Annotated in this window: 10 protein-coding genes, 1 rRNA gene and 1 other annotated feature (1 of these 12 only partly in view); all 11 genes read left to right on the top strand. The window is 47.0% G+C overall.

Features of this window, described 5'->3' with window-relative positions; translation table 11 throughout:
- Positions 1 to 153 precede the first annotated feature (153 nt).
- The 11 genes from rrf (at position 154) to gltX (ending at position 12,459) form a co-directional block, all read left to right on the top strand.
- Positions 154 to 267 (top strand): 5S ribosomal RNA (rrf, locus tag QMA39_RS19070).
- 74 nt (positions 268 to 341) lie between these two features.
- Positions 342 to 1,028, top strand: coding sequence for an MgtC/SapB family protein (locus tag QMA39_RS19065; RefSeq protein WP_027953454.1), 687 nt, complete (start codon positions 342 to 344; stop codon positions 1,026 to 1,028).
- Between the two features lie 167 nt (positions 1,029 to 1,195).
- Positions 1,196 to 1,660 carry a CtsR family transcriptional regulator gene (locus QMA39_RS19060; protein ID WP_027953453.1) on the top strand — a complete coding sequence of 155 codons (465 nt, stop codon included), beginning with the start codon at positions 1,196 to 1,198 and terminating at the stop codon, positions 1,658 to 1,660.
- Positions 1,661 to 1,678: 18 nt separating this feature from the next.
- Positions 1,679 to 2,227: a UvrB/UvrC motif-containing protein gene (locus QMA39_RS19055; protein ID WP_206936263.1), complete on the top strand. Its 549-nt coding sequence runs from the start codon at positions 1,679 to 1,681 to the stop codon at positions 2,225 to 2,227.
- On the top strand, positions 2,227 to 3,297 hold the full coding sequence (locus QMA39_RS19050) for a protein arginine kinase (protein WP_027953451.1): 1,071 nt from the start codon (positions 2,227 to 2,229) through the stop codon (positions 3,295 to 3,297). The genes QMA39_RS19055 and QMA39_RS19050 overlap by 1 nt, the downstream gene beginning before the upstream one ends.
- 18 nt (positions 3,298 to 3,315) lie before the next feature.
- Entirely contained in the window at positions 3,316 to 5,778 is a 2,463-nt protein-coding gene (gene clpC / locus QMA39_RS19045; RefSeq protein ID WP_027953450.1) for an ATP-dependent protease ATP-binding subunit ClpC, read from the top strand.
- A 153-nt stretch (positions 5,779 to 5,931) separates the two neighbouring features.
- On the top strand, positions 5,932 to 7,311 hold the full coding sequence (gene radA / locus QMA39_RS19040) for a DNA repair protein RadA (protein WP_027953449.1): 1,380 nt from the start codon (positions 5,932 to 5,934) through the stop codon (positions 7,309 to 7,311).
- Positions 7,312 to 8,385 (top strand): DNA integrity scanning diadenylate cyclase DisA, encoded by a 1,074-nt coding sequence (gene disA / locus QMA39_RS19035; protein ID WP_027953448.1) that lies wholly within the window; start codon positions 7,312 to 7,314, stop codon positions 8,383 to 8,385.
- 153 nt (positions 8,386 to 8,538) lie between these two features.
- A complete protein-coding gene (locus QMA39_RS19030; RefSeq protein WP_027953447.1) occupies positions 8,539 to 9,639 on the top strand; it encodes a PIN/TRAM domain-containing protein in 1,101 nt (366 codons plus the stop codon).
- A gap of 44 nt (positions 9,640 to 9,683) precedes the next feature.
- Positions 9,684 to 10,931, top strand: a complete 1,248-nt coding sequence (locus tag QMA39_RS19025) for a bifunctional 2-C-methyl-D-erythritol 4-phosphate cytidylyltransferase/2-C-methyl-D-erythritol 2,4-cyclodiphosphate synthase (RefSeq protein WP_348646638.1) — start codon at positions 9,684 to 9,686, stop codon at positions 10,929 to 10,931.
- A gap of 58 nt (positions 10,932 to 10,989) precedes the next feature.
- The gene (gltX, locus tag QMA39_RS19020; protein WP_027953445.1) at positions 10,990 to 12,459 is read left to right on the top strand and encodes a glutamate--tRNA ligase; all 1,470 of its coding nucleotides are present in this window, start codon (positions 10,990 to 10,992) and stop codon (positions 12,457 to 12,459) included.
- A gap of 44 nt (positions 12,460 to 12,503) precedes the next feature.
- Positions 12,504 to 12,614 (top strand) — a binding site (T-box leader) (it continues 107 nt past the right edge of the window).

Genomic DNA, 12,614 nt, shown 5'->3' with positions numbered 1-12,614 from the left:
AGGTTGATAGGTCCGAGGTGGAAGCGTGGTGACACGTGGAGCTGACGGATACTAATGGATCGATGACTTATCTATATATACTTCGTGAATGATGTTTAATCAATAGTTGTTTCCTTATCCAGTTTTGAGGGTTCACCTCAAACTTTATATTGATGTGGTGGTGAAGGCGAAGAGGTCACACCTGTTCCCATGCCGAACACAGTAGTTAAGCTCTTCAGCGCCGATGGTAGTCGGGTTTACCCCCGTGAGAGTAGGACGCTGCCACGTCAACCAGAAAACCAGAAGTAAATACTTCTGGTTTTTTTCTATTAAGAATATATTGTTTAAAAAGGAGGTTATCCATGAGTTGGTCCTACTTTTTCCATGAAGATATACTTATGTTCATCTTTCGATTATTTTTCGCATTACTATTAGCAGGACTCATTGGTTTTGAGAGGGAATTGAAAAACCATTCCGCTGGATTCCGGACGCATATCCTTGTGGGGGTGGGCGCCTGTATGATGATGCTCCTTTCTCTATATGGATTTCAAGCGTTCATAGAGGAATATGACCATGTGCGCTTTGATCCTGCCCGTATTCCATCTTATGTGATCAGTGGCATCGGCTTTTTGGGAGCGGGTACGATCATCGTCAACGGCATGACCATCCGGGGGCTGACAACAGCTGCCTCTATTTGGACGGTGGCTGGGATCGGTCTCGTTGTTGGAGCGGGAATGTACGATGTTGCGACAGTAACCACTCTGTTTGTGCTGATCAGTCTGATCCTTTTAAACAAAGTAGAAAAAGAGAAATTAAACGGCGGCCCTACGTACCACATTACAATTAAAAAAGATCTGCAGATTCATCAGCTGCTTTCTTTGTTTGAACAGGAGGACGTGGACATCCGTAGTTTGGATGTAACGGCTCTTGATGGGGAGCAGAAGAGAGTGATCGTTCAGATTGAAAAAAAGCCCGGGCTCGATCGTTCAAAGCTGCTGGCGGAGATTACATCTATTGATGGAGTGGAAGGCTGCGGTCATGATCGGTAATGAAATCTACACAGACATCTGTGTAGATTTTTTGTTTTAATTCAAGTTCAATCGGGGAAACATAGATGGTGTGTATCAAACAAACAAGATGGTTGCGTACGGATAAAATTTGAGTATAATAAAATTAAAGTCAAAGATAGTCAAAGTCAGAAGAAGGGGGAGGGGCGATGCGGAACATATCCGATGTCATTGAGGATTATTTAAAAGGTATACTGGATCAAAGTCAAAAGCAGATCATTGAAATTAAGCGAAGCGAACTGGCGGAAAGGTTTCAATGTGTTCCATCTCAAATCAATTATGTGATTAAGACACGTTTTACAGTGGAAAAGGGTTATATCGTAGAAAGTAAACGTGGAGGTGGAGGGTATATCCGCATCAGCCGGATCCAGCATCGCAAGGATTCTGAAATGATCGAAGATGTGATGCACCTCATTCACCCTCGTGTCTCTCAGTCTCAGGCGGAGGACGTTCTTGCGCGTCTCGTAGAATTTGATGTGATTACGTTAAGAGAAGGGAAACTTCTCCAAAGTGTCATTGACCGGGATGTGCTGGCTTTCCCTCTGCCTGTCCGGGATGAAATTCGATCGCGGATTATGAAGGCGATGTTATTTACCCTTAAATACAAATGCTGACGGAAGGGAGAGATTCAGATGGAATGCCAGGAGTGTCATCAGCGCCCGGCAACGGTGCATCTGACGCAGGTTGTGAATGGTCAGAAGACAGAGATTCACGTCTGTGAGCAGTGTGCAAAGGAAAATGGCTATATGAATTATGGTGAAGAAAATTTTTCGCTGAACGATCTGCTTTCCGGTCTTTTTCATTCTGAGGGCCCTTCTCCATTTAAGGGGCAGAGTCCTCAAACGTATCCTAAAAAAGAAACTCTAAAATGTCCGAACTGCGGACTTACTTATAATGAATTTGCCAGAATCGGCAAATTCGGCTGTGCTGTCTGTTATGAAACATTTGATGATCGGCTTAACCCGATTTTAAGACGTGTACACAGCGGGAATACCCGTCATGATGGGAAGATTCCAAAGAGAGAAGGCGGAAACCTTCATCTGAAAAAAGAAATCGAAGAATATAAAATTAATCTTCGACAATTAATCGAGCAGGAAGAATTTGAAGAAGCAGCGAAATGTAGAGATAAGATACGTTCATTAGAGAACGAACTTCATCAGGATGAGGGTGGTGAAGAGTAATGTCCCTGAAGCAGTTTATCAATGAAGCCATCAGCCCATGGATGAAACAGGAGGGACCGGACAGCGATATTGTGATGAGCAGCCGCATACGCCTCGCCCGGAATTTTGCAGAACATCCTTTCCCTATCATCGCAAAGGAGGACACGTTAAGTAAGGTCCTGGCTTATTTTGAAGAAAATTTTCAGCAGACGTCTTTCCGGGACTATAAGGATTTTGAATTGGTCCGGATGCGGGACCTTCAACCTGTTGAGAAAAGGGTGCTTGTAGAAAAGCACTTAATCAGCCCTCACCTTGCTGAGCACTCAGAAAACTCAGCCACACTGATTTCTCAAAATGAACAGGTCTCCATCATGGTTAATGAAGAAGACCATGTACGCATACAATTATATTTCCCGGGTTTTCAGCTTGATAAAGCACTGGAACAGGCGAGTCAGCTTGATGACTGGCTCGAGGAAAAAGTAGATTATGCCTTTGATGAAAACCGAGGATATCTTACCGCCTGTCCTACAAACGTAGGTACGGGGATGAGGGCTTCCGTAATGATGCACCTCCCTGCTTTATCGATGACCCAGCAGATCAACCGGATGATTCCGGCGATTAACCAGCTGGGTCTGGTGGTAAGAGGCATTTACGGGGAAGGCAGTGAAGCACTGGGCAGCATTTTTCAAATATCCAACCAGATTACTCTCGGAAAGTCGGAGGAGGACATTGTGGAAGATCTCCATAGTGTCGTGAAGCAGCTGATCGACCAGGAGAGGAAAGCAAGAGAGACGTTGATGCACCGCTCCAGTATCCGTCTGGAGGATCGAATTTTCCGGTCGTACGGGGTGTTAACAAACAGCCGCATCATCGAATCGAAAGAGGCGGCGAAATGTCTGTCCGACCTGCGGCTCGGTATCGATCTTGGGCTCATTGATCATATTCCAAGAACCATTTTGAATGAATTGGTGATTTTGACCCAGCCGGGCTTCCTTCAGCAATACGCTGAAACATCGTTATCCCCTGATGAGAGGGATGTAAGGAGAGCTTCGCTTATCCGTGAGAGGCTCCAGCTTGAGCATAAAGAATAATGTTAGGAGGGAATGTCCATGATGTTTGGGCGATTTACAGAAAGAGCACAGAAAGTACTTGCTTTAGCGCAGGAAGAAGCCGTCCGTTTAGGACACAACAATATTGGAACAGAACACATTCTGCTTGGACTTGTCAGTGAAGGGGAAGGCATTGCAGCCAAAGCTTTAACGGCTTTAGGTCTGGAATCCTCTAAAATTCAGCAGGAAGTCGAGAAGTTAATCGGCAAGGGAGAGAAAGTATCCCAGACGATTCACTATACGCCGCGTGCGAAAAAGGTGATTGAGCTTTCCATGGATGAAGCACGCAAGCTTGGTCATTCCTATGTCGGAACCGAACACATTCTTCTCGGTTTGATCCGCGAAGGAGAAGGAGTTGCGGCCCGCGTATTGAACAACCTTGGTGTAAGCTTGAATAAAGCCCGTCAGCAGGTTCTTCAACTGCTTGGGAACAATGAGTCCACCGGCGGTCAGAACCGCAGAGGCGGCGGCTCAGGAGCTCAGGCGGCGAATGCGAATACACCGACCCTTGACTCCCTTGCCCGTGACTTAACGGCTATTGCCAAGGAAGGGAATATTGATCCGGTCATCGGCCGCAGCAAGGAAATTGAGCGCGTGATTCAAGTATTAAGCCGCCGTACGAAGAACAACCCTGTTCTTGTAGGTGAGCCTGGTGTTGGTAAGACCGCTATCGCTGAAGGTCTTGCCCAGCAGATCATGAATAACGAGGTGCCCGAAATCCTTCGTGAAAAACGCGTCATGACGCTTGATATGGGAACCGTTGTCGCTGGTACGAAATACCGCGGTGAATTTGAAGACCGTCTGAAAAAAGTGATGGAGGAAATCCGTCAGGCGGGCAATATCATTTTATTCATTGATGAGCTTCACACGCTGATCGGCGCCGGTGGTGCTGAAGGTGCCATTGACGCTTCCAACATCCTTAAACCGTCGCTTGCCCGTGGTGAGCTGCAGTGTATCGGAGCTACGACACTTGATGAGTACCGTAAGTACATTGAAAAGGATGCAGCTCTTGAGCGCCGTTTCCAGCCGATTCAGGTGGATGAGCCGACGCTTGATGAGTCTGTACAGATCCTTCAAGGACTGCGTGACCGCTATGAAGCGCACCACCGTGTAACGATTACAGATGAATCCATTGATTCTGCCGTCCGTTTTTCCGATCGTTACATCACCGACCGGTTCCTTCCGGATAAAGCGATTGATTTGATTGATGAAGCAGCATCCAAAGTGCGGCTGCGTTCCTACACGGCTCCACCGAACTTAAAAGAGCTCGAACAGAAGCTGGAGGAAGTTCGCAAGGAGAAAGATGCAGCGGTACAAAGCCAGGAATTCGAAAAGGCCGCTTCCCTGCGTGACAGCGAGCAGCGCCTTCGTGATGAACTGGAGCAGACGAAAGACGAATGGAAGGAAAAGCAGGGACAGGAAGACTCTGAGGTAACTGTTGAAGATATCGCAGCCGTCGTTTCTGTTTGGACCGGCGTTCCTGTTTCCAAGATGACGAAAGATGAAAGTGAGCGCCTGTTGAATCTTGAAGATACGCTTCACAACCGTGTCATTGGTCAGGAAGAAGCCGTGAAGGCCATTTCCAAGGCGATCCGCCGTGCCCGTGCCGGTTTGAAAGATCCGAAGCGTCCAATCGGTTCCTTCATTTTCCTTGGACCTACAGGTGTCGGTAAAACAGAACTCGCCCGCGCCCTTGCAGAAAGCATGTTCGGCGAGGAAGATGCCATGATCCGTATCGACATGTCCGAGTACATGGAAAAACACAGCACGTCCCGTCTGGTCGGATCTCCTCCAGGTTATGTCGGCTACGAAGAAGGCGGACAGCTGACTGAGAAAGTGCGTAACAAGCCTTACTCCGTCGTTCTGCTGGATGAAATTGAAAAGGCACACCCGGAAGTCTTCAACATCCTTCTCCAGGTTCTGGAAGATGGTCGTTTGACAGATTCCAAGGGCCGTGTCGTTGATTTCCGTAACACGGTGCTGATTATGACATCCAACGTTGGAGCCCAGGAGCTTAAGCAGAATAAATATGTTGGATTCTCTATGGGAGAGGCGGACCAGGATTACAAGGACATGAAGTCCAAGGTTACGGATGCTTTGAAGAAAGCTTTCCGTCCTGAATTCCTGAACCGTATCGACGAGACAATCGTCTTCCATTCTCTTGAGAAGAAACACATGAAGGACATCGTTGTTCTTATGGCTGAAGAGCTCAGAAAACGCCTGTTGGAGCAGGAAATCGACTTTACGCTTACAGACGCAGCAATCACTTATATTGCAGATTCCGGCTTTGATCCGGAGTATGGAGCAAGACCACTGCGACGCTCCATCCAGAAAAACGTCGAGGATCTGTTATCTGAAGAGCTTCTTAAGGAAAACATCGCTAAAGGCCAAAAAGTTAAAATTGATCTGGACGATGACAAGAACTTCGTCGTTCATACGCAGCAGGAGTCTTCAACAAGCTGACTGCATGAGTAAAGAATCGGAAGGTGTCTGCCTTCCGATTTTTTTCTTATTCCGGTATGATTTGAATCACAACATTTAATAAAAATGATAAGACTGTGAAACTTCCTCACAATCTTTTTCGTATACACTCATAGGAATAGAAGAGGTGATCTCTTGGCAAAAAGAAAGACAAAGTTTGTCTGCCAGGAATGTGGATATGAAACACCGAAATGGATGGGGAAATGCCCTGCGTGCCATCAATGGAACACGCTCGTGGAGGAAATGTCGGCTCCGGCTGCCAATTCCCGTCACGTCTTCCAGACCAGTTCCACTTCTGCAACGGCAAAACCTGAAAAAATTACACAGATCAAATCACAGAAGGAACCACGGCTGCCGACAGATATGCCTGAATTCAACCGCGTGCTCGGCGGCGGTATTGTAGCAGGCTCCTTAGTTTTAATCGGGGGAGACCCGGGTATCGGTAAGTCAACATTACTCCTTCAGGTTTCCGCACAAATCGCTGATAAGGATTTTCCGGTCCTCTACATATCAGGGGAAGAATCTCCCCGGCAGACGAAGCTGAGGGCGGAACGTTTAGGCATCACATCTGACGAGCTTTATGTATTGTCTGAGACGAATCTCCAGGACGTGACGAACCAGATTGAACAGATCGATCCGAAGTTCGTCGTCATTGACTCGATACAGACGATATTCAAAGAGGATGTCACATCTGCTCCAGGGAGCGTTTCCCAGGTGAGGGAATGTACGAGTCAGTTGATGAGAATTGCCAAAAGCAAAGGTATCCCGATTTTTATTGTGGGGCATGTTACTAAAGAAGGATCCATCGCGGGCCCACGGCTTCTGGAGCATATGGTGGATGCCGTTCTTTATTTTGAAGGAGAGCGCCATCACACCTTCCGTATTTTGAGAAGTGTGAAAAACCGCTTCGGAAGCACGCACGAAATGGGTATATTCGAAATGAAGGAAAAAGGACTTGAAGAAGTGCTCAACCCTTCGGAGATCTTTCTTGAGGAGCGGTCCCAGGGGGCAGCCGGTTCAATTGTTGTTGCTTCCATGGAAGGAACGAGACCCGTGCTTGTTGAAATCCAGGCCCTCATTTCACCAACGGCCTACGGGAATCCGAGGCGTATGGCGACGGGACTTGATAACAGCCGGGTGCCGCTGCTTATGGCGGTTCTTGAGAAACGGGCAGGTCTTCTGCTCCAAAACCAGGATGCTTATGTCAAAGTCGCCGGTGGTGTCAAACTGGATGAACCCGCCATTGACCTTGGCGTGGCGATCAGCATTGCCTCAAGCTTCCGCAACCAGTCGTCCAATGGGGATGATGTCGTTGTAGGGGAAGTGGGGCTGACCGGCGAAATCCGTCGTGTAGCAAGGATTGAACAGCGTGTTCAGGAAGCGGCTAAGCTTGGTTTCAAGCGGGTCATCATTCCTAAAAAGAACATGGATGGCTGGACCCCGCCCTCCCAGATTGAAGTGATCGGAGTCAGCACCGTCCAGGAAGCTATGAAGGTCACATTGGGGGACACATAAATGGAATGGCACGAAATCAAGGAAAACGGAATTGGAGACATTTTGAAGCTGGTGGCTCCCGGGACACCACTCAGGGACGGCATTGACAATGTCCTCCGTGCAAATACGGGGGGCTTGATCGTTCTGGGCTATGGAGACGGTATGCGGGAGCTCGTGGATGGTGGTTTTCACATCCAGTCAGATTTCACACCGGCGCACTTATATGAACTCGCCAAAATGGACGGAGCGCTCATCCTTAATGATGAAGGTACGAAAATTTTATACGCGAATGCCCAGTTAATGCCGAACCCTGATATCCTCTCCAATGAAACAGGGATGCGTCACCGGACAGCTGAGCGGGTGGCCAAGCAGACAGGTTCGCTTGTGATTGCCATCTCCCAGCGGAGGAATGTCATAACGCTGTATAAAGGGTCGCTCCGTTATTCCTTGAAAGACATCGGTGTCATCCTGACTAAGGCGAATCAAGCGATTCAGACATTGGAAAAGTATAAAAATGTGCTCGACCAAAGCGTCACCAACCTTGGAGCCATGGAATTCGAGAACATGGTTTCCTTTTCCGAAGTGGTCCAGGTTGTACACCGGATTGAAATGGTTCTCCGCACAAAGACAGAAATATTAAACTATGTGAATGAGCTTGGAATCGAAGGACGTCTGATCCAGCTCCAGCTCACGGAACTGGTCTCCAACATTGAGGAAGAGGCAGAGCTCCTCATGAAGGATTACAGCCGCCGGCCGGATTATGAACCCTACTATATGTTAAAGAAGATGCAGGAAGTGTCCAATCCGGAACTTCTATCCGATGAGCAGGTATTAAAACTACTGGGGTATTCAACGGGAACGAAGCTTTCTGATGCGGTTCATCCACGAGGCTACCGGATTCTCAGCCGAATTCCGCGTCTTCCGTTTTTAATTATTGAACACCTGGTGCAGCGATTCAGCACCCTGGATGATCTGATCCAGGCATCCCCAAAAGAACTTGTCAAAGTGGATGGTGTCGGAGAAATCCGGGCAGCAAAAATCAGAGACGGACTCGACCGCATACAGGAACAACTGTTTGTAGACCGTCATATATAAGAACATTGACTTATTTAAAATAAATATGGTATGATGAATGTTTTGCTCATTGACTAAAAATGGAAGTTGTGCTAAGTTTAAGACCATCATTCCTTTTTATATGATTAATGGTTGTGAGGTTTGGTCATACTGTGTTTGAGGAGGTGAATACAAGTGCTTAAACGTATTGTACAGTTATTTATTGTTATTACCGGCGGAACCATCGGTTACCTCTATTTCCCTGAACTGTTTACAACCATGGGGCTTACGTGGCAGACCTGGATTCAAGCTGTCATGGGAGCTGTAATAGGAGCACTTATTTTATTTTTATTAACATTCTGGATCGTAGATTATATTGTCGATTTCATTCGATGGGTGGAGGATTCTCTTGTCCGGGCACCTGTCGCTGATTTACTGTTCGGAAGTTTAGGTTTAATCGTTGGGCTGCTGATCGCGTATTTGATTAATGTGTTTGTCCAGGATATTCAAATCCAGGTCATCAACCAGGTCGTACCGATTGCTCTTACCGTTCTGCTTGGCTACCTCGGTTTTCAGGTCGGATTTAAGCGTAAAGATGAATTTTTGAACCTTGTTTCCAAAAAGGATAAAAAAGCGGACGAGGAAGCGGAAGGCTCTTCCGGCACGGCCGTGGATGAGTCGTTGATTCCAAAGCAGAAGATTCTTGATACCAGTGTCATTATTGATGGTAGAATCGCAGATATCTGTGAAACTCACTTTTTGGAAGGTACGATCGTGATTCCTCAGTTTGTTCTTGAAGAACTTCAGCACATTGCCGATTCCTCTGACGGACTGAAAAGAAACCGCGGACGCAGAGGTTTGGATATTCTGAACCGACTGCAGAAGGATCTTCCTGTTAATGTGGAAATCTATGAAGGTGACTTTGAAGAGATTCAGGAAGTGGACAGCAAGCTCGTCAAACTCGCTAAAGTCACGAATGGTATTGTCGTGACCAATGATTTCAACTTAAATAAAGTCTGTGAGTTTCAAAATGTTCAGGTGCTGAACATCAATGATCTTGCAAATGCTGTGAAGCCTGTCGTTCTACCTGGTGAGGAAATGACCATCCAGGTGATCAAAGACGGGAAAGAACAGAATCAGGGTGTCGCTTATCTGGATGACGGAACAATGATTGTCGTTGAGGAAGGCAAAGACTTCATCGGTAAGACGATCGAAGTTGTGGTCACCAGTGTCCTTCAGACATCAGCGGGCCGTATGATTTTCGCAAAGCCTAAATCACTTGAAAAAGCCCTTTAAAAACGGTATAAACTAAATAGAGAAATACAAAAGTGATAACGCGTATGTTATCGCTTTTGTTCTTTTATGGGGAATTTCACAACACTATCTCGCTCAAGGTGGCTATTATGATAAAATACACAGCGATTGTGCTTGCGGCCGGACAAGGAAAGCGGATGGGTGCAGGTCACAATAAACAATTTATTAATATTAATGATAAACCTCTGATCCTTCATACTCTGGCTGTCTTTGAACAAGATGACTGGTGCGGGGAAATCATTCTCGTTACGAATAAACAGGAGCAGGATCAGATGGAGAGACTGCTTGAGCATTTTCCTTCAACCACACCCATCAAGGCTGTGAATGGGGGAGCAGAACGGCAGGACAGTGTACATGCCGGACTCTCTGTCGTGCAGAGGAAAGACATCCCTGTACTGATCCATGACGGCGCGCGTCCTTTTGTTATGGAGGAAAGTCTACATCAATTAGCAGAAACAGCTGTGGAAAAAGGGGCAGCGCTGCTGGCTGTTCCGGTCACGGATACGATTAAACAGAAAGAGGGGAGGACGCTTACAACCCTCGACCGTAACAAACTGTGGGCTGCACAGACACCGCAGGCTTTTCAGTATGATCTGATTACCAAAGCGCATGAAGAAGCGCAGGAACGTGGATACTATGGTACAGATGATGCATCGTTAGTGGAACAGTCAGGTAAAGAAGTGGCAGTCGTCCAGGGAAGTTATGACAATATTAAGCTGACAACTCCTGAAGACTTACATAAGGCAGAAGCCTATTTGAATAACCAAAAGGAAAAGGAGACACATTCAATGTTTCGAATCGGACAAGGTTTTGATGTGCACCAGCTGACAGAAGGTCGTCCATGCATCATCGGGGGAATTGAAATCCCTTATGAAAAAGGACTCCTCGGACACTCGGATGCCGATGTTCTGCTTCATACCATCGCGGATGCTTGTCTTGGAGCCGTTGGAGAAGGAGATATCGGCAGACATTTTCCGGATACCGATCCGGAGTTCAAGGATGCAGACTCCGGCCGTCTTCTCCAGCATGTATGGAAGATCATCGAGAAAAAGGGATATACGCTTGGGAATATGGACTGTACCGTGATTGCCCAGGCACCGAAAATGGCCCCTTATATTGAACAAATCAGAGAAAACATTGCGGATCTACTCCAGACCGAAAAAGATCTCATCAATGTCAAAGCGACTACAACAGAGAAGCTTGGTTTTGCCGGACGAAAAGAAGGAATCGCGGCCCAGGCGGTTGTTCTGTTGCAAAATAATCCACAATCCTAAGCAAAAAATGATAAAATGAGTCAAGGATTATGACCGGTTACCGGAAAGGAGAACAATTATGACAAACGAAGTACGTGTGCGGTATGCACCAAGTCCAACGGGGTATCTTCATATCGGAAATGCCCGAACAGCTCTGTTCAATTACCTGTTTGCTAAAAATGCAGGAGGGAAAATGGTCGTTCGTATCGAGGATACAGACGAAAAACGGAATGTAAAAGGCGGCGAGCAAAGCCAGCTGGATTATTTGAAATGGCTCGGGATTGAATGGGAAGAAAGTCCGAACCTTGGTGGGGAGTACGGCCCTTACCGTCAGATGGAACGTCTGGACATTTACAAGAAATATGTCGATGAGCTGATGGAGCGCGGACTTGCCTACAAGTGCTATATGACGTCTGAAGAACTGGAAGCGGAACGTGAGGCTCAGATGGCCCGCGGAGAGGCTCCTAAGTATTCCGGAGCGCACAGCAGCCTGACAGAGGAACAAATGGCGGAATTTGAAGCCGAAGGCCGTGAGCCGAGTATCCGCCTGCGTGTGCCGGAGAATCATACGTACACGTTCAACGACATTGTACGTGGAGACATCACGTTTGAATCCAGCGACTTTGGAGACTGGGTCATCGTTAAGAAAAACGGTACACCGACCTACAACTTTGCTGTAGCCATCGATGATTATCTAATGAAAATCACTCACGTGCTGCGCGGAGAAGAACACATTTCCAACACACCAAAGCAGATGATGGTTTATGAAGCATTTGGATGGGAAGCTCCGAAATTCGGTCATATGACGTTGATCCTGAACGAAGACCGTAAAAAATTGAGTAAGCGTGATGAGCACATTCTTCAGTTCATTTCCCAATACAACGATCTGGGGTATATGCCTGAAGCGCTTTTCAACTTCATCACCCTGCTGGGCTGGTCCCCTGTAGGTGAAGAGGAAATCTTTACAAAGGATCAGCTGATCGATATTTTTGATGCCGAGCGCCTTTCCACGTCCCCGGCCGTATTTGATGCAGCGAAGCTGAAATGGATGAACAACCAGTATATTAAAGCTGCTGACCTTGATCAGGTCGTTGAACTGGCTCTTCCTCACCTCGTGGAAGCCGGCCGTGTATCGGAAGACATGAGTGATGAGGATCGCCAATGGGTGAAGGAACTCATCGGCCTTTATCAGGAGCAGTTGAACTACGGTGCGGAAATTGTCGAATTGACAGAGCTCTTCTTCAAGCAGGAAATTCAGTATGATGAAGCGGCTATGGAAGTGCTTCAGGGCGAGCAGGTGCCAGAGGTGCTTGAAACGTTCAAAAAGAACCTTCAGCAATTGGAAGAGTTCACACCGGCCAATATTAAGGCACAAATTAAAGCGGTACAGAAGGAAACCGGCCATAAAGGGAAGAAACTCTTCATGCCGATCCGTGTCGCTACAACCGGTCAGACACACGGTCCGGAGCTTCCTAACGCGATTCATCTGCTTGGACTTGATACCGTTACGGTCCGACTGAACGATGTATTAAGCAAAGGCCAAGCTTAAATCGTTCACAGGAAGGAAATAATATCATATAGTAGAGTTACCTATACGAAACGTTGATGAGGAGAAGTAAAGGAACCACTCTTCTGCAGAGAGAATCACCTTTGGCTGGAAGTGATTTGGAGAGAGTTCCTTGAAATGCACCTCGGAGTCTTCCG

This window comes from Halobacillus sp. Cin3, assembly GCF_947311855.1.
In the GTDB taxonomy this organism is placed as follows: domain Bacteria; phylum Bacillota; class Bacilli; order Bacillales; family Halobacillaceae; genus Halobacillus; species Halobacillus kuroshimensis.
Note: the sequence above shows the minus strand (reverse complement) of the source record. Positions and strands in the feature narration are given on the sequence as shown.

Bases quoted from the DNA above. Each gene is read 5' to 3' on its own strand.
- QMA39_RS19065 (WP_027953454.1), top strand. From the start codon at position 342: ATGAGTTGGTCCTACTTTTTCCATGAAGATATACTTATGTTCATCTTT.
- QMA39_RS19060 (WP_027953453.1), top strand. From the start codon at position 1,196: ATGCGGAACATATCCGATGTCATTGAGGATTATTTAAAAGGTATACTG.
- QMA39_RS19055 (WP_206936263.1), top strand. From the start codon at position 1,679: ATGGAATGCCAGGAGTGTCATCAGCGCCCGGCAACGGTGCATCTGACG.
- QMA39_RS19050 (WP_027953451.1), top strand. From the start codon at position 2,227: ATGTCCCTGAAGCAGTTTATCAATGAAGCCATCAGCCCATGGATGAAA.
- clpC (WP_027953450.1), top strand. From the start codon at position 3,316: ATGATGTTTGGGCGATTTACAGAAAGAGCACAGAAAGTACTTGCTTTA.
- disA (WP_027953448.1), top strand. From the start codon at position 7,312: ATGGAATGGCACGAAATCAAGGAAAACGGAATTGGAGACATTTTGAAG.
- QMA39_RS19025 (WP_348646638.1), top strand. From the start codon at position 9,684: ATGTTATCGCTTTTGTTCTTTTATGGGGAATTTCACAACACTATCTCG.
- gltX (WP_027953445.1), top strand. From the start codon at position 10,990: ATGACAAACGAAGTACGTGTGCGGTATGCACCAAGTCCAACGGGGTAT.